The sequence below is a fragment of the Streptomyces sp. NPDC007189 genome (genome assembly GCF_040703635.1).
Lineage (GTDB): Bacteria > Actinomycetota > Actinomycetes > Streptomycetales > Streptomycetaceae > Streptomyces.
In genome coordinates, this window is the sequence record NZ_JBEYEY010000029.1 from 32,314 (window position 1) to 51,069 (window position 18,756).

The 18,756-nt window shown below is 69.3% G+C and carries 17 protein-coding genes and 1 tRNA gene; 12 read left to right on the plus strand and 6 right to left on the minus strand.

Features of this window, described 5'->3' with window-relative positions:
* Nucleotides 1-84: 84 nt before the first annotated feature.
* On the minus strand, nucleotides 85-654 hold the full coding sequence (locus tag AB0950_RS37425; protein ID WP_366780462.1) for a hypothetical protein: 570 nt from the start codon (nucleotides 652-654) through the stop codon (nucleotides 85-87).
* Between the two features lie 242 nt (nucleotides 655-896).
* Between AB0950_RS37425 and AB0950_RS37430 the strand changes: the two genes are divergently transcribed.
* The 3 genes from AB0950_RS37430 (at nucleotide 897) to AB0950_RS37440 (ending at nucleotide 4,949) form a co-directional block, all read left to right on the plus strand.
* Entirely contained in the window at nucleotides 897-3,170 is a 2,274-nt protein-coding gene (locus tag AB0950_RS37430) for a helix-turn-helix transcriptional regulator (protein ID WP_366780463.1), read from the plus strand.
* A gap of 6 nt (nucleotides 3,171-3,176) precedes the next feature.
* Complete coding sequence (locus AB0950_RS37435) at nucleotides 3,177-3,731, plus strand: XRE family transcriptional regulator (protein ID WP_360161605.1); 555 nt, start codon at nucleotides 3,177-3,179, stop codon at nucleotides 3,729-3,731.
* A 762-nt stretch (nucleotides 3,732-4,493) separates the two neighbouring features.
* Nucleotides 4,494-4,949, plus strand: coding sequence for a VOC family protein (locus AB0950_RS37440; protein ID WP_366780464.1), 456 nt, complete (start codon nucleotides 4,494-4,496; stop codon nucleotides 4,947-4,949).
* 52 nt (nucleotides 4,950-5,001) lie between these two features.
* Here the strand turns inward: AB0950_RS37440 and AB0950_RS37445 are convergent, their stop codons facing one another.
* The 3 genes from AB0950_RS37445 to AB0950_RS37455 form a co-directional block, all read right to left on the minus strand.
* Nucleotides 5,002-5,487 carry a hypothetical protein gene (locus AB0950_RS37445; RefSeq protein WP_366780465.1) on the minus strand — a complete coding sequence of 162 codons (486 nt, stop codon included), beginning with the start codon at nucleotides 5,485-5,487 and terminating at the stop codon, nucleotides 5,002-5,004.
* A gap of 156 nt (nucleotides 5,488-5,643) precedes the next feature.
* On the minus strand, nucleotides 5,644-7,029 hold the full coding sequence (locus tag AB0950_RS37450; protein WP_366780466.1) for a ParB/RepB/Spo0J family partition protein: 1,386 nt from the start codon (nucleotides 7,027-7,029) through the stop codon (nucleotides 5,644-5,646).
* Nucleotides 7,026-8,291, minus strand: coding sequence for an AAA family ATPase (locus AB0950_RS37455; RefSeq protein WP_360575786.1), 1,266 nt, complete (start codon nucleotides 8,289-8,291; stop codon nucleotides 7,026-7,028). The genes AB0950_RS37450 and AB0950_RS37455 overlap by 4 nt, the downstream gene beginning before the upstream one ends.
* 1,019 nt (nucleotides 8,292-9,310) lie before the next feature.
* On the opposite strand from AB0950_RS37455, the gene AB0950_RS37460 reads away from it, so the two are divergent.
* Complete coding sequence (locus AB0950_RS37460) at nucleotides 9,311-9,763, plus strand: MarR family transcriptional regulator (RefSeq protein WP_360161595.1); 453 nt, start codon at nucleotides 9,311-9,313, stop codon at nucleotides 9,761-9,763.
* A complete protein-coding gene (locus AB0950_RS37465; RefSeq protein ID WP_360161655.1) occupies nucleotides 9,763-10,074 on the plus strand; it encodes a replication initiation protein, RepL2 in 312 nt (103 codons plus the stop codon). The genes AB0950_RS37460 and AB0950_RS37465 overlap by 1 nt, the downstream gene beginning before the upstream one ends.
* A 160-nt stretch (nucleotides 10,075-10,234) precedes the next feature.
* On the opposite strand, the gene AB0950_RS37470 is transcribed toward AB0950_RS37465, so the two are convergent.
* A tRNA-Pro gene (locus AB0950_RS37470) sits at nucleotides 10,235-10,331 on the minus strand.
* Nucleotides 10,332-11,314: 983 nt separating this feature from the next.
* Between AB0950_RS37470 and AB0950_RS37475 the strand changes: the two genes are divergently transcribed.
* Nucleotides 11,315-12,094: a hypothetical protein gene (locus AB0950_RS37475; protein WP_366780467.1), complete on the plus strand. Its 780-nt coding sequence runs from the start codon at nucleotides 11,315-11,317 to the stop codon at nucleotides 12,092-12,094.
* 61 nt (nucleotides 12,095-12,155) lie between these two features.
* Here the strand turns inward: AB0950_RS37475 and AB0950_RS37480 are convergent, their stop codons facing one another.
* Entirely contained in the window at nucleotides 12,156-12,479 is a 324-nt protein-coding gene (locus AB0950_RS37480) for a helix-turn-helix transcriptional regulator (RefSeq protein ID WP_366780468.1), read from the minus strand.
* 1,350 nt (nucleotides 12,480-13,829) lie between these two features.
* Here AB0950_RS37480 and AB0950_RS37485 point away from each other — a divergent pair.
* The 6 genes from AB0950_RS37485 to AB0950_RS37510 all read left to right on the plus strand — a co-directional run bounded on the left by AB0950_RS37485 (nucleotide 13,830) and on the right by AB0950_RS37510 (nucleotide 18,342).
* A complete protein-coding gene (locus AB0950_RS37485) occupies nucleotides 13,830-13,994 on the plus strand; it encodes a hypothetical protein (protein ID WP_360161587.1) in 165 nt (54 codons plus the stop codon).
* Nucleotides 13,995-14,100: 106 nt separating this feature from the next.
* Nucleotides 14,101-14,523, plus strand: coding sequence for an ATP-binding protein (locus AB0950_RS37490; RefSeq protein WP_360161585.1), 423 nt, complete (start codon nucleotides 14,101-14,103; stop codon nucleotides 14,521-14,523).
* 194 nt (nucleotides 14,524-14,717) lie between these two features.
* Nucleotides 14,718-15,284, plus strand: a complete 567-nt coding sequence (locus AB0950_RS37495) for a lytic transglycosylase domain-containing protein (protein WP_360161583.1) — start codon at nucleotides 14,718-14,720, stop codon at nucleotides 15,282-15,284.
* 257 nt (nucleotides 15,285-15,541) lie between these two features.
* Nucleotides 15,542-15,733 carry a hypothetical protein gene (locus tag AB0950_RS37500; RefSeq protein WP_360575781.1) on the plus strand — a complete coding sequence of 64 codons (192 nt, stop codon included), beginning with the start codon at nucleotides 15,542-15,544 and terminating at the stop codon, nucleotides 15,731-15,733.
* 404 nt (nucleotides 15,734-16,137) lie between these two features.
* Nucleotides 16,138-17,853 (plus strand): sialidase family protein, encoded by a 1,716-nt coding sequence (locus tag AB0950_RS37505; protein ID WP_366780469.1) that lies wholly within the window; start codon nucleotides 16,138-16,140, stop codon nucleotides 17,851-17,853.
* Nucleotides 17,854-18,342, plus strand: coding sequence for a hypothetical protein (locus tag AB0950_RS37510; RefSeq protein ID WP_366780470.1), 489 nt, complete (start codon nucleotides 17,854-17,856; stop codon nucleotides 18,340-18,342).
* The last annotated feature ends 414 nt before the right edge of the window (nucleotides 18,343-18,756 follow it).

Sequence of the window (18,756 nt, forward strand, 5' to 3'; positions counted from 1 at the left end):
CCCCCCCCCCCCCGCTTCCGGGCCCGCACCGGCCAGGCCCTCCGGGAGCAACCCGCCCGAACCCAGTCCCCGTGGGCGACACAGTCACCCCCCGTCGGCCACCGCCTCCCGCTCCCGGCACTCGGCGATCCCGCGGGCAATGGCGACCCCGGCGGGGTTGTTGGTGTTGATCCGGGTCAGCGGGAGGCCGTCCGGGCGCTGCAGGTACAGCCAGTGGACGGTGGGGCCGTGGCTGTGCTGGCCGTAGCTGGAGGTCTCCGTCCGCTCGGTGACACGCACCTCCGGCCAGGTCATCGCGTGGGTCTCGCTCCGGCCCCGGGTGACGACAACGCCCCGGTCGAAGACGTACAGGCGCAGGTCGCGGTGGGTGAGCCGGCCCTCGGTCCACAGCGCGGCCGCCGGGATGGCGACGACCAGGGCGAGCAGAACCCCGGCCAGGGCCGTCAGGCCGGCGCCGTGCGTGGTGCCGAGCAGGGCGAGACCGGAGATCAGGCAGCCCAGGGCGGGGAACACCGACACACAGCCGAGCCCGGTGAGCCGGCTGCCGATGTGCACCGCGTGGGTCCGCTCCCCCAACCCGCGTTCGGCTGCCGCGCGTTCGGCCCTGTGCAGCGCCTCCGCGTCCGCCTCCGAGCTGAGCGTGCCCCAGACCATCGCCCGCCTCCCCGTCCCCGCACCGGCCCCGTGACAGGTTCTTCTCCACCGTGACTGTCGCTCAATCGGAGGAAACTCTCGTCGGGACGGCGTGTCGCACCGGGCGCGTATGCCCGCGGAACGCGGAACGCCCCTCTTCAGCCTCTCCCCCCTGGCATGCGACACGATGTGCGATCCGCAAGCGATCCGGCGATAGATGCGATGCGTGCCTGGGATAGGGTGCGGGCCGGGAGGTGAGCCGCGTGCCCACTCAGGACGAGCTGTTCAGCGCCGTCGACGCGCTGCTGGAGGAAGTCGCCCAGAACGACCTGCCGGCGCCCGCCGAACGCAGGCGCCTGCGCGAGGCCGCCGGGCTCAGCCAGGCCCAGGTCGCGGCCGCGCTCGCGACCCGCCGGGAGACGGTCGCGAGCTGGGAGTCGGGCCGGAACGAGCCCCGGCCGCCGCAACGGGCCGCCTACGCCCGCTTCCTGGAAAAGCTGGCCGAACGCTTCCCCGCCCCGCCGGAGCCGTCCCTTGAGACAGCCGGGGCCCGGGTGGAGGGACCCGCCCCGCTCGAGCCGTCCCCGCAGACGCCCACCCCTCCCCCGGCGCCCGAGGACCACCAGCCCCGCGAGGCGGCGGCTCCTCCCCTCCCCCCGCAGCCGGACACCCGGGCCACGGCGAACGCCACACCCGAGCCACCCCGGCAGACCCGGACGAGGCCCACGACCACCCCCCGGCCGAGGTCCGCACCGAGGAAGCCGTCCAGGACACCGGCAGCCTCGGACGCCACGGCCGAACCCACCGCTGCCCGCTTCGAGAACGGCCCCCTCGCCGTCGTCGACCTCGACGGCGACCAGGTGGTGGCCTACTGCGTGGGCGGCCTGGTCCTGGACGTGCCCGCCAAGAGCCTTGCGGCCCTGGTCGACTGGACGCTGACCGAGGCCCGGCTCGGCCAGGACCGGCTGCACCGGCACGGCCGCGACGCCGACCCCGTCCTGGTCCTCACCTCCGCCGCCCTGGAGCGCTACGGCCTGCCCGTCACTCTCTCCCCCGAGGAACGCCGCGCCGGACGGCTGCAGGACAGCCACAAGGTGGTCAAGCAGGTCAAGAAGGCCGGTCTGCAGCTGACCCAGCTCGGCTTCGGCCCGTGGGCCCGCCTCTACCGCGACCCTGAGGGCGCCCGCCGCCGCTGCGTCCAACTGTGCATCCCCTCCTGGGGCGCGCTGCCCGTGGAGGAGTGGGACGACAAGAACGACCCCCGCCTGCCCACCATGCCGGCCGCCGACCTCGCCCGCTTCCTCGGCACCTACGCGGAGCGGGTCATGACCCCGCGCGGCACCACGGCCGTCACCGGGCTCGAACTGATGACGGCCCTGCGCCCGCCCACCCGCGCCGAGAAGGACCCGGACACCGGCGAGTTCCGGCAGGCCTTCAACGCCGAGGCCCTCACCGAGGTGTACGACGTCGTCGAGTGCGAGGTCCCGGACGAGCACCCGCTGCTCAAAGGCCGGTTCGCCCGCCACCACCAGCGCACCCCGGCCGAGATGCTGCTGGAGGAGCCGTACGACTGGTGCCGGGAACTCACCGACGACGAGTGCATGCAGCCGTACCTGGTCGCCATCGACGTCAACATGGCGTTCGCGGCGGCCGCCAACGGCCTGACCGTCGGGCTGAACGGACCGACCCACCTCACCGGCAACCCGCGCTTCGACCCCGCACTGCCCGGCTCCTGGCTGGTCGACCTCTCCCACGTCGACCTCTCCCAGGTCCAGGTCGGCGGCCGCACACTGGACGCCGACCGACTCCCGTCGCCGTTCACCCCCAGGGGCGACCGGCCCGAGGGACCGGCCTGGTACGCCACACCGACCGTGGCGTACGCGGTGGAACTCGGCTTCGAGGTCGCGCCGATCGAGGCGTACGTCCGCACCCGCACCGGCCGCTATCTGGACCCCTGGTACAAGCGGCTGCGCGACGCCTACATCGCCACGATGGCCGACCTCGGGGTGACCACGGGCATGGCCGGCGAGGAGTTCCTGGAGGCCATGGCCCGCTCCCGGCATGTGGACCCGACGCTGTCCCTGGTCCTGAAGGCCATCAAGGCGACGGCCAAGGGCGGCATCGGCAAGCTGCGCCAGCGCAACCGGGGCCAGGTGCCGTACTACGAGCCCTGGCCGGCGCTGGCCCGCCCCACCTGGCGCCCCGACATCCGCGCCGCCGTCCTGTCGACGGTCCGGGTCAGCATGCACCGCAAGATCATGAAGACGGCGGCCGCCACGGACCGCTACCCCGTCGCCATCGGCACCGACGCCCTCGTCTACCCCTCCCCCGGTCCCAGCCCGCTGGACTTCCTGCCGTACACCCCCGAGGGAAAGCCCGTGCCGGGCACGTTCCGACTCGGCGTCAGCCCCGGCATGATCAAGCACCAGGGCACCCAGACCGTGCTGTGGGCGGAGGAACAGTTCGAGCAGCACGGCGGGGTGTTCAACATCGCCAACCACATCAAGAACGACGGCATCGCCGCCGAAGGGGAGTAGCCGGTCATGGACTCGGTAGGGGACAGCCTGGACCGCGCGCTGGAGCAGGCGTTCACCCGCCCCATCCCCAAGAGCGCACCGGCCCGGATGAGATTCCTCGTCAAACAGCTCAAGGGCACCAGGCCGGTCGCCGAACTCCTGGGCATCTCCCAGCGCACGGTGGAACGGTACGTGGCCGACCAGTTGAAGCAGCCTCGCCCCGAACTCGCCGCCCGCCTGGAGCGCGAGGTCCGCCGCCGCTGGCAGCCGCAGGTCCGGGCCCGGGCCAAGCAGAGGGCCGCCACCACCGACGGCCTGGTCTTCACCACCCGGGCCAGGTTCGGCTTCACCGCCGCCCCGGGCACCACCGACGACGCCCGCATCCGCGACATCACCCAGGCCCTCCCGCCCCGCTGGGCCGAACGCCTCTTCCAGGCCCGAGACGCCGGAGCCCCTGAGGACCAACTCCTGCAGATCGCAGCGGAGGGCCTCGGAGAGATGTACTTCCGAGCCGACAACACCCGAGCCCAGGGCCTGGACGTGGAGTTCACCGACGTCGACCAGATCGACATCTCCCTGTAGCCGCCTGCGGCGCACGAGCGGGGCCCAACCTATTACGCCGTAATAGCTCCCAGCCTTCCCTGCCCACCGACCTGGCCCGGCGACCGGCCGACCTCCCGTCTCCTATTACGCCGTAATAGCTCTCCGCCCCCGCCCGCCGGCCTAGCAACCCCGAGCCGACTCTGCCTGCCCGGCCGCCGCGGGCGCGCCTGGCTCGCCGTCTCCTATTACGCCGTAATAGCTGTCCGCCTCCCCGCCCGTCAGCCCGCCCCGGCACCACCGGCTGGCCCTCCATGCCCGGCCACCCGTAACCGCGCGGCTCGCCATCTCCTATTACGGCGTAATAGCTCTCCGGCTCCTGAGCCCTCCAGCCCGGCACTGCCAGCCGGCTCTGCCTGCTCTGCCACCGGCCCGCCCCGGCACCCTCGGCCCGGTCCCCTGCCCGGCCGCCGCAGGCGCGCCCGGCTCCCCGTCTCCATTACGCCGTAATAACCCCACCGGACCCCACCGGCCCCCCGTTACCGCTTCGTGGCTCCGCAATGGGGCCTCCAGCCCTCGGTTCCGGCATGACCTGCCTCCCTTGTTGCGGTTGATGATCCGGAAGGTGGTGTCACCGGGTCCGGAGGCATCGACGGACCGCTGACGAGGAGCTTGAGCACCGGCTTCACCCGCGCCGGAAGAGCTCTGACGTCACGTGGATGTGGCAGCTCGGCGCCGAGGCAAGGCCGGACGAAGCGTGAGCAGAGGGGCCTGTCTGTCAGACCTGCCTGGGATGCTCCGAGCATGGAGATGACAGTGCAGCTGACGATCGACTGCTCCGATCCGCAGAGAATGGTGACGTTCTGGGCCGAGGCCCTGGGCTACGTGCCTGAGCCTCCGCCGGCCGGGCACGCCACGTGGCGTGCTTACTGGGCGGCGGTGGGGGTTCCCGAGGCAGAGTTGCCGGCCGGTGCCGGGGATGTTCCGGAGTCGATCGTCGATCCCGCGGGACGTGGACCGAGGGTGTGGTTCCAGCAGGTTCCGGAGCCGAAGGTCGCCAAGAACCGGTGGCACTTCGACCTGAAGGTCGGCGGTGGCCGTGACGTCCCACTGGACGTTCGCGCACAGCGGGTCAAGGCTACGGTGGAACGGCTGGTCAAAGCTGGTGCCACCGTGCTGCGGATCAAGGATGAGCCGGACATGGGGCTCTACGCCGCCGCCCTGCAGGACCCCGAGGGCAACGAATTCGACGTCGTCTGAGAGCCGTTGCGCCGGTGCTGTGCCCTCTATGAACCGCCGCCGTCGGGCTCAGTCACCTGACCTGCGCATCCGCGAGGAGAACGACTCGATCGGCCTCGACATCGTAGCCGAGCACTGGATGGCCATAGTCGCCTTCTGGGTCCATCAGCACCGGCTTGCCCAGCCGGTGCCCGATCTCCCGAAGGAAGCCGCAGAACACATCGAGTCGATCCTGGCCCTGCAACTCCCGCAGGTCGACGTCGAAGTCGACCTCATCGTCGGCATAGAAACGGAAGATCGCCAACACATCGGCAGTTGGCCAGACCCGCAGGTCCGGACCCTCGGCATCCGCCGGACGGAACAGCACGGCCATCGCCCGGGGCACGGGAAGCACCGTCTCTCCCTCGGAGTACTGGCACTTCCAGCCCCTCTCCACGACAAGATCGAGGACCGCCTGCCAGTCCTCCACCGAGGCATTCGGGACACGCACGTCAGGCAGCGCCCCCATCAAGTCCGGGTCGAAGAAGGAACTCACGTCATCCCACAGCAGATCAGCCACCCCGCCATGCTGTCTGGCGCTCCGACCCAACGCACCCCCGTTCCCTTGACCAAAGGGATAGGGGCACCCTCCGGGCTATTACGCCGTAATAGCCCGGAGACAGCAGTGGACGGGCCGGCCCACAACGCGCCCGGCCCGTCCACCGTTTCCCAGGGATCACTCGCCCTGTACGGCGGCCTCCTCGGCGAAGGACTGCGCCAGCTCGGCGAGCCGGGCAGAGTCCCGCTCCCGGCCCTTCTTGCACAGGAACCGGAGCAGGTCGAAGAAGATGTCGTCGCTGTCGATGTTCCGGTCCAGGAGCATGGCGAGGGGACCCGGCTCGTCGTACGGCACCCGGCGCGGATGGGGGCCGGCCGCCGCATCCGCCTCCGCACCGGCGACGGACGTCTCCGCCCGCGGCTCCGGCACCTCGGGTTCACCAGCGGCAGCAACCGACGCCACCGAAGCACCCGAGCCCGAAGCACCCGACTCGGCACCCCCTATTACGCCGTAATAGCCCTCAGCCTTCCCCGCCCGCCGACCGGACCCGGCCCCACCGGCCGGCTGCCCCTGACCCGCTGCGGCGGCCGCACCGGGTTCACCGTCTCCTATTACGGCGTAATAGCTCTCCGACTCCCCCGCCCGTCGGCCTTCCACAGCACCACCGGTCGGCTCCCCCTGTCCGGCCGCCGCAGCCGCGCCCGGCTCGCCGTCTCCTATTACGCCGTAATAGCTCTCCCGCTCCCCCGGCCGCAGGCCCGACCCAGCACCATCGGTCGGCTCTCCCGCTCGCTCCGGCGCGGTGGACGCAGAGGTCGTGTCCCCGCTCGCCTTCTGCCGCCCGCGCCTCTCCTCCTCCCTCCGCGCCCGTTCCTCCTTGAGCTCCTGGAGCGCCGCCTCCTGCTCCGCGGCCGGCTTGTTGGCCACCGCACGCAGCAGATCGATCGGCTCCTCGCCGATGCGGCGCTGCAGTTCGGGAGTGAGATTGAGCAGAGCCAGCCGCTGTGACACCCACCCCTGCGAGCGGTGGAGCCGCTTGGACAGCGCGGTCTGGCTGCCGTGGATGGCCAGCAGACGCCGCAGTGCCCGCGCCTCGTCGAGTTCCCCGAGATCACTGCGGTGGATGTTGGCGACGAGCGCGGATTCCAGGAGTTCCTCGGAGTTGGTGCCCTGGTCGTCGCTGACCATCACCTTGATGGCGGGGAGCCGTGCCTCGCGGGCGGCGGCGAGCCGGCTGCTGCCGTCGATGACGACATGCGTGGTGTCGGGTTCCAGGTCGGCCTCACGCTCGGGGTTGACCTTGATGTAGGCGTCACGGTTCATCACCGTGATCGCCTGCTTCTGTCCGTGCGTCTTCAGGCTGCCCGCGAGGTCCGTGAGGTCGCCGAGGCTCGACCGCGGGTTGTCGGGGTTGAGGCTGATGCGGTGCGGCGGAAGCTCGGTGGGCGGGGCCACCCCCTCGGTGGGTACCCCGGTGGCGGCGGCCACGGCCTGGCGGCGTGCGCTGACCGAGCGCACTGCCCCGCCGAAACGGCCGGCTCCGAGCTGGTCGGCCTTGCTCATGCGATCTCCCGGGCCAGTGCGCGCATCCCGATCGCCTGCTGCGACTTGGGTGCGTAGGACAGCAGCGGCCGCTTCATCCGGACCGCTTCCTTCTGCTCTTTGAGATCGCCGATGAGTCCGACGACCCGGGGATCCTTTATGTCCACCCAGCCCTGGAGGGAGGAGGTGGCGATGAAGCCGCGGCGGGAGTCGTAGAGGTTGACGACGATGCCCAGGTAGTCGATGTCGACCTGCAAGTCGCCGCGCAGGTCGTCGATCTGAGTGGTGAGCAGCTCGTAGGCGTCCGCCGAACTGTCCTCGGCCTGTACGACGATCAGGGCGCCGGACTGACCGGGCTTCTCGCCGTCGCGCCGGCGGCCGTAGTAGGCGGCGGCGTCCATGCTCAGGCCGAGGCTGGGCGGGCAGTCGACGAGGATGACGTCGTAGTCGGCCTCGAGCGGGGCGAGGGCTCGCTCCAGTGCCGCCTCCCTGGCGCGCACGGCGGACAGGCGCACATCGAGCAGGAACGCGTCGTTGCAGGCGGGCAGCAGATGGAGCCGGCCGTCGAAGGTCTCGTCGTCGATAGAGACGATGAGGTCGCGCAGGTCGCCCTTGGGGTCGCCCGCCATGTGGTTGGTCAGGCTGTCGCCGTTCATGGGCAGGGGAGTAGCCCCGAGCTGGTTGGTGAGGTGGCACTGCGGGTCGAAGTCGACCAGCAGGACCCGCATCCCGAGCCCCGGCAGGTTCTCCACGCTCAACGGGTCGTCGCCGCCCGGCACCTCATCGTCGGAAGCCTCGCTCGCCCGCAGGGCTTCGGTGAGCGCCTTGGCCACCCGCACCGCGTGCAGGCGCTCGGTGTCCTCGGCGAGCGCCTCGCCGAGGCCTGCCGTGATGGCCGTCTTGCCGACACCGCCCTTCTGGTTGCACACGATGATGCGACGGGTGATCTCGGGCCGCTCGACGTGCGGCGCGGGGTTGGAGTCGAGCCACAACTGGACGGACTGGGCCAGGCCCTGGATCAGCGAGACCCGGCGTTCGGTGGCGGCCTGCCGGAACTCGTCCCACTGGCCGGGTGGCAGGAAGGTGGAGAACGAGTCGGCACGGGAGGTGTCGATGGCCGGGGGAGTGGAGGCGAGGGTGCACCAGTCCCGGATGCCCTGCTCGACGGCCGCCTGGATCTCGATGCCGTGCTGGGCGGCTCTGACTTTGAGGTTCTGCCGGAGCCATCCCGGCAGCTTGGAGACGACCTTCTCGCGGTCGCTGGAATTGGCTGGCGAACTCATGGACGACACCTTACTAACGTCCAAGATCCTTGGAAGCACCGACACGTTAGTTGTTGCAGACTGATGCAGCGCCAGATGCCACCTGCCGGCCCCACTCTCCATCCCGGGGCTATTACGCCGTAATAGCCCACGCCCAGAAGTCTCCTGCCGCACCGCCCGTTCCCGGGCGCAGGTCACAGCCGCCGTGCCGGCATCCGCCGTACATCGGTGCAGCTCCGGGGGTGGACCCGGACGTGGCTCGGCAGCGTGGTACCAGGGGCCTTCGCCGGCCCCTGGACCCCGCTGCCCCGGCACTTCCCGGCGCGCATCCGTTTCGTCGTGGCGCGGACCGTGCGCGCCGGGAAGCACCGGGTTGGTGTGCGCGTGGCTCCGTCGTCAAGCACGACTCGAGCGGGCCAGGGTCCGCTGTCGAGCCGAGGACTGTCCGGGGTGGCCTGTCGTGGGCTGAGGTCGGTCGGGCGGCTGGGGGAGTACGAGTCGCAGACCCCTAGGCGCCGAATGCCCGGCCAGTCATTACGGCGTACTAACCCACTGGTTCCACCCTCGCATCCCGGGGCCGGTTGCCCGCCGACTACCAAGGTAAGAGAGCGCACCCGCCATTGCGGCTCTGACCTGCGTAAATGCATCGAACGACCCAGATCCTGAGAACTGGCAGGCAGTTCGGCCAACCGTGCAGCACGCTTCACGGATCGGGGTGCCCAGATGCCTCGGACGTACCACCCAGTCTCAGGAACCGCACACCACGTCCCAGGGAACTGGCACCACGTTCACAAGAACTGCCACCACGACTGCAGGAACCGGGTACCACGATCCTCCAGCCGTACCAGATTGACGTCACGTACATGAGTCGACCACTCGGAGCAGTCGGGAGCGCAGGACGAGACCCTGACGGAGCGGCAGGCGACACGGCCGACAGGCGGAGTTGATTGACTTCATGTTCATGTACGTTAAGTTCATCTGGTCGGCCTCACGGTCGTCCCTCATGAACCACCAATCACCCCCCTTCCACGGAGGGCCCGTTGGGAGCACTACGCAGACTGGTCGACGCCGATACCGGCGAGCCGGTCCCCTATGCGCCGTACGCCTTCTCCGGCCGGCACACACAGGTCGACAAGGCGCGAGTCGAGGCGATCACCGAGTCCAAGGCGTTCACCCCCAGTCAGAAGTTCCTCGTCCTGTGGTGGATCGGGGTCTCGCCCGAGGGCATGGAACCGCTGCGGGCCACCGGAGCGGACATCGCCAAACGCGTGGGCATGTCCCCGGATGCCGTAGGAAAAATCAACAGGAAGCTGGCCAAACACCGCATCCTGGTGATCCGAGGACGCATCGGCAACTACAACTTCTACCGGATCAGCCCGTACATTGCCTTCCACGGCACAGGGATCGAACAGCGTGAAGCCGTGAAGACGTGCAACCCGCCGGACATCCCAGGTTTCGACGACAATGCCCCTGCACGGTGGGAGGCCCAGTGATCAGCATCGACGACAAGCAGAAGAACCTCGAACTGCTTGAGAAGACGGCGGGCATGAGCGCCAACCAGCGTCTCGTCGTCATGCTGTACGCCCTGCACCCGACCGACCGCTCCGGCGCCGTCCTCGAAACCGCGGCCAACCTGGCCAAGCTCGTCGGCATGGCACCTCCCGTCTTCTCCCGCACCCGCAAGCAGGTCATCGAGGCCGGCTGGCTCGAGGAGACCGAGAGAATCGGGCACATCAAGTACTACCGCCTCGACCCCAAGCGCATGGGCCAGAACGTCGTCGTCCCGCTGCGCCGCGCGACCTGACGACCAGGGGAACGCACCTCATTGACGTCACGTACATGAGGTGCGCTCGACAGGACGTCTCGCTTGCCCCGGACGCAAGGACGACGGCTGCCGGGCACGCACACGTACGGCCTCGGCCGCCTCATGGCGGCCGAGGCCGTATCGCTGCGCTCTTTCACTGCGGAGAGGGCAGGATTCGAACCTGCGTGGACCCTCGCAGGGGTCCGACTCCGGGCGTGCGCCCTTGGTCCCCGATCAGCCACTCCGGGCACCTCTCCTGGCTCCCGGCCCCGCGGTCTTCCCGCGGCGCCGTTCACGTGTTTCACGATGCCAGGACGGGCTGACGCCCTTCTGACCCGCCGCTGACCGGCCGTACTCACCAATTGCGTACGCCGTAAGCTATTACGCCGTAATAGCGTCGACCCCTATTACGGCGTAATAGCCGCCGGCCTCACGGAGGCGCAGGCGGTGATCACCGCCATCTCCGCGGTCTTCTCGTCGTCTCAGTCGAAGACAGGCGGGGCGGCGTGAGGGCGCGCCTGCGCGGTGCGAGCGGCTCGAGCAGCACCGCCACGGCGGCGAAGGAGACGGCACCGGCCCACAGGGCGTAGGGCGCACCGACCACCACCAGGCAGCCGACCAGGAGCGGGCCTGCCAGGTAGGAGAGGAACGGCTGATCTCAAGCCGACTGTTGACCTGATCCGTCACGGGTCGCGGCGACAGGCCCGCGCGCCTGCGATCAGTCCCAGCACAATGATGGGACCCGGACGGCGCCCGACACCAGGTCCAGGCCGGTCCGCGCCCGTCGCTGCGCGGCGCGGCTGCCTGATCGGACAGGTAGCCGCCGCCTGACCTCGGTCGACCACGATCAGAGCCGGTGCTCTCTCACGGTCACGTCCTGGACGGACGACTGACAAGCCGCCCTGTCGCACGCACACCACCGATCTTGTGGAGGACCGTGCCCGAACCGCAGACGCAGGAATTCTGGGAGGAGCCCACCGCCGCAGCCGGCCCCCTGAACGGATCCGCCGACAGGCTGGCCAATTGTTGCTCAAAGTAACGGCAGGGTACTGTCCCGGCTGACATCATCAGCTCTACTCGCGGCAGCTCTCGACGAAAGGCGCGCCGGCGAGAGGACCGGGCGCCGGTGTGACATGCCGAAGCGAGGGCTGCTCGCTCATCGCACGCTGACGACGGTCCAGCCTGTTCGTGGGACGTCTTGGGGGCGCCGTCGATGAGTTGGGTTCACCACGCCTGGTTAGTGGACTACGCCTTACCGGCATGCGTGAGCGCGGCTATCGCCTGGGTCGGCCTGGTGCGCGAGTTCGCAGGCAAGGGGCGGCTGCTGGGCAGCTGGGCCTCGTCAGGCCTGACACTGCTCGTGCTGGCGATGATGGCCGCGGTGGCGGCCGGCGCGGTGGCCCTCCTGCCGCACGCGGCGTCGATTCCTCCGGTGATCGCGGGCGCGGCGACGGGTGCCACCGCGCTGCCGCGGCGCAAACAGGAGGAGACGGCACAGCCGTACGTCAAGTTCATGACGCTGGGTATCGCCCTGGTCAGGGAACGGCTGGTACAGCGCGTGCACCTCGACGCCTGCACCTGGTCGGACCGCTTCCTCCACGGCATCGAAACGTCCACCCAGCTCAGGGTGTTCGTCCACGACCTCAAGCTGTACCTGCTGGAACGGCACCCGCTCGCCGCCGACACCAAAACGATCAATGCCATCTACGCGGACGCCGAGAAGGCGATCGACGCGGCACTGGATGTACAGACCAGCATCGACGAGGCATGCCGCGAAGGGGAAGTCACCTGGCAGCGCGACCCCACCACCGAGGAACTCATCGCCCGACGCCAGGCGTTCGGCACCGCACTCGCCCAGTGCGGACACCTCCTGCACTTCGCCTACGCCCGCGGCCGCCGCAGCCAGAACGAAGAACTCCGCGCCCTGCGCGCGAAGGCGACATCCAACGACGCATTCCACAGCCCGGGGCTGCCCCCGCAGCGTCACTGGTACGACCGATGGCTGGCTCGCGGACGATAAGCGAACGACGAAGCACCACGACGGGTCGACTTTGAGACAGAAGCCGCGGCGGCACCGACGCTCAGCGGTGTGCCGGGAACCCCGTGCTTCTGACGGCAGATGCGCCCGTGCCACCACTGGCTGCCGCCTGTGGTCGGGGACAGAAGGTGATTTGAACGTCGGCGTCCAGCGCTTCGGCCACGGCGGCGAGGGTGCGCACCGTGAGATTGGCATCCCCCGACATGATCTGGCTGACACGCCCCGGACTGACGCCCATCGCCTTCGCCAGATCGGAGCGGCTCTTGCCCAGCCCCGTCAGCACGCCGGCCAGCGAGGCGGTGGCCTGCCTCGCCACCCGTGCCGCAGCTAACTCGGTCCGGCTCTCGTCACGAGCAAAAATGCCCATGTCTCACTCCCCCAACTCACATGGCGGTAACGCTTGTTACCACTCCCTCAGGATGCCACCTTTAGCTATGGCTAAAAACTCGATTGGTGAAAAATCTACCCCCCACACCCTGCACCCAAGGCGCTGACCTGCGACAACCTCGCAGGGAGACTGACGCAAAGTCACCCTCTCGGACCACTAGCAGTCACATGCTGGATGTGCACTCCACCCGCCGGCGAGTTGGCGGTGCGCGGTGGTCAGGAGCCGGGCGATGCGGACCGGCGTGCAGAGCAGGGCGGCTGATGGCAGGGGCACGGCCCAGCAGGAGGCACCCAAGCGAGGGCTGAAGTGTGGCTGTTCCAGGCTGGGTACGCCGAGGCAGGTGCCGCGCCCGAGCAGCTCGGCGCCGAGTGCGGTTCGCCAATGCCGTCGCCGCCTACCAGGACCAGCTCGCCGAGAAACGCCGCCGCCGCAGGGACGCCAAGCGCCGTCAGAACTGCAAACAAGCTTCGGTGTCATCGGTCCGGCGAGGGCCCACTGCACGAACGGGCCGGCACTGGCTCGCGGAGTCCGTCGCGCGACGGGCGGTTCCGTCGCGGAGGCGAACCTGTCCGCTCGCGAGTACGGCGTTGCCTTCCACCCGGACCGGCCGGCGAGCGGTGTGCGGTTGACCCGGCTGCACTGATCCGGTCACCCATTGTCCGTCTCGCCAGCAAGCGCAGCCGCTCCACGAGCCATGCGAGTTTGCAGCCCGGTGCTGCTACGCGGATCCATCAAGCGCCGTGGCCACCGGGTCTGAGCTGGCCTGGACTTCCCAATAACAGCGCCACCAGTTGCTCGACGTTGTCCTTGAAGACCTGTAGACCACCCAGAAACGCTACGGGCCCGGCCGGGTGACCTGGTTGGCCGCCCGGAGAGGTCCTGGGCGGCGGACCAGACGGATAGGGCTGCAGCGGTGTAGAGGAGGTGCATGCGCGGCTCGCCACCGCCGCCGGGCCGACTCGACGAGCTTGAAGGCCCTGGCCAGGGCAGCAGTGCGGGAGTCGGCACCGTGGGTGAGGTCGATCCGCAGCCGAACGGTGCAGGGGACTCGATCGGACTGGTCGTACACCGCACCGTTGTCCTTGGCGGCCACCTTGCCGAGACCGACCTGGCCTGGCCGTCGGCCCGTTCCTCCGGTGGCTACCGCTGCTCCCACTGATTCTTGGTGATTCGTACCGTACGCCTCCGAACTCGGAACCCTCGACCATCGCCATGTCCGGGGGAGTAGAGATGGTGTCCACGAGCGTCATGCCGAGCTTCTCCATGATGTGGCGCGAACCCTGATTCACGGACATCGTCTCAGCCCAGACCATGCGCACACCGAGCTCGGTGCTGCTCGACCTGAGCAATCTGGAGCTGATTCATCGAACCGCGCAAACCGATTGCACGGCAGCCGAGTTCCTGCTGGCCTACGCGGCATGGTGCCTCTTCGCCACGGCACTGAGCGCGGCCCTCGCCCAGCAGAACCATGGGGCCACGACGGCACCGAAGTGAGGGAGGGCCTGAGGAAAGCTCACTGCACAGCCTCCCGTCAGTTCACGTTCGTGTTGCCGTTTGCGGGGCAGACGGGACAAACAGGTACTAGGGCTGGAGGAGAGAAGTGGCGCAGGACCCATCGCTGAGGGCGGTCGGATGGGCGCGATCGCTGCCCCTCAGCAGCGGCGTGAAGGCCGCCCGGGACTGGACCCGTGCGCATCTGGCCGACCTCGGCTGGGAGCGCAGAGCACCGGATCTGGTGGACTCCGTGGTGCTGGCCGTGTCCGAGCTGGTCACCAATGCCCATCTTCATGCCGGCAGCACCGCGCAGCTCATCCTCACCTGGGATGAGGAATGCCTGCATGTCACTGTGCATGACCCTTCCAGCCGGCTGCCTGAGCGGCACGGGGCGAGTGACAGCGCCCTGGGCGGGCGCGGGCTGTTCCTGGTCGATGCCCTTGCCGATCGCTGGCAGGCACGCCGTTGCCCCCACGGCAAAGACGTCACCGCCTGCTTCCAACCACCCACGACCGCCCGGCCGTCCTGAACCGCTGCGGCGAAGCACCCTCTCGCCGGGGACCTGACCCTCCATGCCCGCACCGAAGTCAAGGGCCGCCCCGAGCGGCCCCTGGCGCTCTTTTGCCCACGCCCAGAAAGCAAGTGGAGATGACCAGGAGACCGACACCGGCGTCCAAGCAAAGATTCCGCCAGGCGGACGCCGGCGAGGTGCCGACTCCACCCGTGCTGCCCGGCGGCTACGATCCCGCCGACTACGCCGCCGTCGTGGTCCGTAGCGCCAAGGAGGCGGAAGTGTCGCCTCTGCTGGTCATGACGGTGCTCCACAACGAGGCGTACAAGCCCCACCATCCGCTGTTGGAGCGGCTGTGGCAGCGGTGGAAGCCCGAAGCGTCCTTCGGCGTGGCCAACGTGCACCGTGCGACGTTCGAACGGGTCCAGCAAGCGCACGGCCTGACGGGGCGGTGGCAGGACCTTCGCGACGACCCCGCCTTCGCCATCCGCGTCGCCGCCTTGTACCTGAAGGGTCTCGATCAGAGCCTTCCGCGGCGGCGTGTACGCCGCTACACCCGCGACGAACTCCTTGCCCTGGGGTACAACACGGGCGAGCGCAACATGCGGGCCCTTGCCCGGGGCGTCCCCCCGGGCCCCATGGCACGCTCGTACCTGCGCCGGTTCCGTGCCCACAGGACCCGCGCAGCCAAGGCCCTCGCGGGCTGCGGCACGCCAGTGAGCCCGCGCGCGGGTGAGCGATGCGGTCGCCAGACGACGCGCCTGGACCCGTCATCCTGAAGTGCTGATCCTGTTCAGGGGGCTGGGTGTCGTAGGCCACACGGGTCGGAGACAGGCGCACTTCCCGGGAGTCCGCCTCCCTTGTGTCAGGTCTTTCCGCCGAGTGCGGTGCGGACAGTCACGTTGGTGAGGGGGTCTTTGACCGGGACGACGGTCTGGGGGTTGTTGATGTACGAGCCGTCTTGCCGGGTGCTTTGAGGAATCTGGCGCGTGCCAGGCGTCTGTGGGCAGGAATGTGTCGGGCCGATGTCGCGAGGATGTTCTCGGTCTTCGTGCTCCCGTGCACCGGGATCCGTGACCGCCGGGCCGGGTACGTGGTCAGCGTCGTGAAGGCCGGCATGGCGGCGGCCGGCCTGAGTGCCGGTCCGGTCCGGCCTGCGCTGATCGACCTGACCCGGCAGGGGTACGACTCCCTGTCGACCCTGATCGCCCGAGTACCCGCCGTCTGACCCGCGCCCTCCGCGTGAGCGATGTTCATCGCCGGTGAACGGATCACCGGTGCGGGCGCCGAGGTCCGTTGCGTCGACGCCCTGTGACCAGGCCTGCGTAAGTGCCGTTGCGCAGTCGCGCGGGGAGTGGGGCGCAGGCCCGGATGGTATGGCGGGCCCGTGCGCGCCGTTGGGGGGCCTGTTTCGAAAAGAGTTCGGTTTCTCGCGACGGACGCCGCCTGCCTCCCCGTAGAGCAGACGAAGGCATCACCCCTACCGCCACACATCACCACCCTTCGTCCGACTCGCGAACCCACGAGGTACCTGTGGCTTTCCTCTTCGCACTTTGTCTTCGCCACCACCCGCGATCGCGGGGGCGTCTTGCCGTCGGGTTGCTGGCGCTCATCGCCGGAACCCTGCCGAGTGTGGCTGCCAACGCCGCCACCCCGGCCTCCGGATCGGTCAGCGACACCGCGCCCACGACCACGTGGAGCGCCGGTCCCTTCGCCGTCCCGAACCTCTCCGGCACCGCCGGGACGGTGAGCTGTGGGACTGCGCAACCCTGCGACGACTACGCCTTGAAGGTGTCGGTGCCCACGGGATACGACGCCGGTCACAGCCTGCGCATCGACGTCAGATGGCCGGACTCCGCGGCCGACTTCGACCTGTACGTCCTCGATGCGGACGGCCGGGAGGTGGCCGCCTCTGCCTCGTCCAGCGACCCCGAGACCGTGCTGCTTCCGGCGGTGTCGGCGTCGTACACCGTGCGCGTGGTGCCGTACGCGCCGCTCGGCGACAGCTTCACCGGCACGGCGAGCCTGATCACCGCTCCGGTCGATCCACCGCCGAGTACGGCCACAGCGCCGACGTACGCGAACTCCTGGGCACCCGAGGGCATCGCGGACGCGCACAACGCCGGTGAACCCTCGATCGGTGTCGACCGTGCGAGCGGCGCCGCGATGTTCCAGGCGTACACGTCGACGCTCAAGGTCACCTACGACAGTGCCGGTGCCGCCACATGGCAGGACAAAAGCGCCAGCGCGGCCAACGGCTGCCCCCAGGGCAGCACCACCAGCCTCGACCCGATCCTGTTCACCGACCCGGTCACCCACCGCACCTTCGAGTCGCAGCTCGCCGGTAAGACCGCGCTGACCTGCTACACCGACGACGACGGTGAATCATGGACGCCGACGGGCGGCTCGGGCATCAACTCCGGTGTGGACCACCAGACCATCGGTGGGGGTCCCTTCGCCCCGGGCGGACCAGGCGCCCTCACGTCGTACCCGAACGCCGTCTACTACTGCTCGCAGGACATCGCTGACGCCTCCTGCGCGGTCAGCCGGGACGGCGGTCTGACGTACGGGCCCGCCGTTGCGATGTACTCGCTGCTGGACTGCGGCGGCCTGCACGGGCATGTGAAGGTCGCCCCGGACGGCACGGTGTACGTGCCCAACAAGGGCTGCGGTGACCATCAGGCTGTGGCCGTCTCCGAGGACAACGGGCTGACATGGTCCGTCCGCAAGAACCCGTCCAGCACCCCCGCTGACTCGGACCCGAGCGTGGGCATCGGGGCCGGCGGGACCCTCTACATGGGCTACCAGAACAGCGACGGCACGCCGCGTATCGCCGTCAGCCATGACAAGGGCAGGACGTGGCTGTACGACCAGAACGTCGGCGCGTCCCTCGGCATCAAGAACGTCGTCTTCCCGGCCGTGACCGCGGGCGACGACAACCGCGCCGCCTTCGCCTTCCTCGGCACCACCACGGGCGGCAACTACCAGGACCCGGCCTTCCAGGGCGTATGGCACCTGTACGTGGCCACCACCTACGACGGAGGCCAGTCCTGGGTCACCGCCGATGCCACCCCCACCGACCCGGTGCAGAAGGGTTCGATCTGCACGGGCGGCACCACCTGCGGCAAGGACCGCAATCTCCTGGACTTCATCGACGTCACCACTGACGCCCAGGGCCGCGTGCTCGCCGCCTACGCCGACGGCTGCACCGGCACCTGCGCGACCGGAGGCACGCAGAACTACGACGCGCTGGCCTCCATCGCGCGTCAGTCCTCCGGCAACACGCTGTACGGCGCGTACGACGCCGTGGCCAGCCGCAAGCATAAGAAGCCCGGAGGAAGCCACTAGATGAGGCCGTCGTCCTGGTCTGCCGTACTGGCAGGAGCCGTCCTCAGCCTGGCCGCGGTCACCGGGTGCTCGGCGGCGAGCAAGCACGCCGAGCACCCGGCGCCGTACGTGGCGAAGCGGGCAACCGATCCGCCGGCCGGTGCCGCGCCCGACGGCTGTCCCACTGCCGCCTCACTGCCGCTGCCCAAGGACTTCCCGGAGAACCTGCCGGTGCCCGACGGCACGGTCGTGACCTCGGTGGAGCACCGCACCGGCGGCCGGCTCGTCGTCGCCACCGTCGTACGGGGCGGCTTCGACACCACCCTGGCGTTCCTGCACACGCAGCTCCCCAAGGCCGGCTACACCCCTGAGGAGGGCGAAGTGGAGGAGGACGACGCCGAGTCGAACTTCTTCAGCACGACCGTCCGGGGCCGCTGGGCCCTGCGGAAGATGCCCGACTGCAAGGCAGGGGTGTACCTGACGTACCTGACGGCTGCCGTACACAGCTGAACTCCACCCTCGATCCACCAGCCGGGGCTCGAGCAGTGCCACGAACCGGCGCAGTGCCCTCCCTCCTTGCGGGAGCCCATCGCGCAGAAGGCCGCTGCCGCCGGCTGTGTGGCCGCTCAGTAATGCCGACCACGGCCTGCCCTGGAGCCTGCCCGAGGATATGCAGGGCTGTCCTCAACCACCCGGCTGCAAGCCCTAGTGCGCACCGTTTGGGATGTGGTGACTGCCGATCAGTATGCGTGCCGGGCACACCGTTGGCCTGTTCTCATCCGCGTTGAGGAGGCAGGTGAACTGATGCTGCGCCCAAGGAGTGTGCTCTTGTCGTTGGTTAGTGGATCTGAGTAGTCGTCATGCTGTTGGCCTGGTGTTGTGCAGTTTGACTGAGTGGGTCGGTGTTGGGTTTTGGTTCCTTGG

Bases quoted from the DNA above. Each gene is read 5' to 3' on its own strand.
- AB0950_RS37500 (WP_360575781.1), top strand. From the start codon at position 15,542: ATGTTCTCGGTCTTCGTGCTCCCGTGCACCGGGATCCGTGACCGCCGG.
- AB0950_RS37450 (WP_366780466.1), bottom strand. From the start codon at position 7,029: ATGAGCAAGGCCGACCAGCTCGGAGCCGGCCGTTTCGGCGGGGCAGTG.
- AB0950_RS37440 (WP_366780464.1), top strand. From the start codon at position 4,494: ATGGAGATGACAGTGCAGCTGACGATCGACTGCTCCGATCCGCAGAGA.
- AB0950_RS37435 (WP_360161605.1), top strand. From the start codon at position 3,177: ATGGACTCGGTAGGGGACAGCCTGGACCGCGCGCTGGAGCAGGCGTTC.
- AB0950_RS37510 (WP_366780470.1), top strand. From the start codon at position 17,854: ATGAGGCCGTCGTCCTGGTCTGCCGTACTGGCAGGAGCCGTCCTCAGC.
- AB0950_RS37455 (WP_360575786.1), bottom strand. From the start codon at position 8,291: ATGAGTTCGCCAGCCAATTCCAGCGACCGCGAGAAGGTCGTCTCCAAG.
- AB0950_RS37480 (WP_366780468.1), bottom strand. From the start codon at position 12,479: ATGGGCATTTTTGCTCGTGACGAGAGCCGGACCGAGTTAGCTGCGGCA.
- AB0950_RS37425 (WP_366780462.1), bottom strand. From the start codon at position 654: ATGGTCTGGGGCACGCTCAGCTCGGAGGCGGACGCGGAGGCGCTGCAC.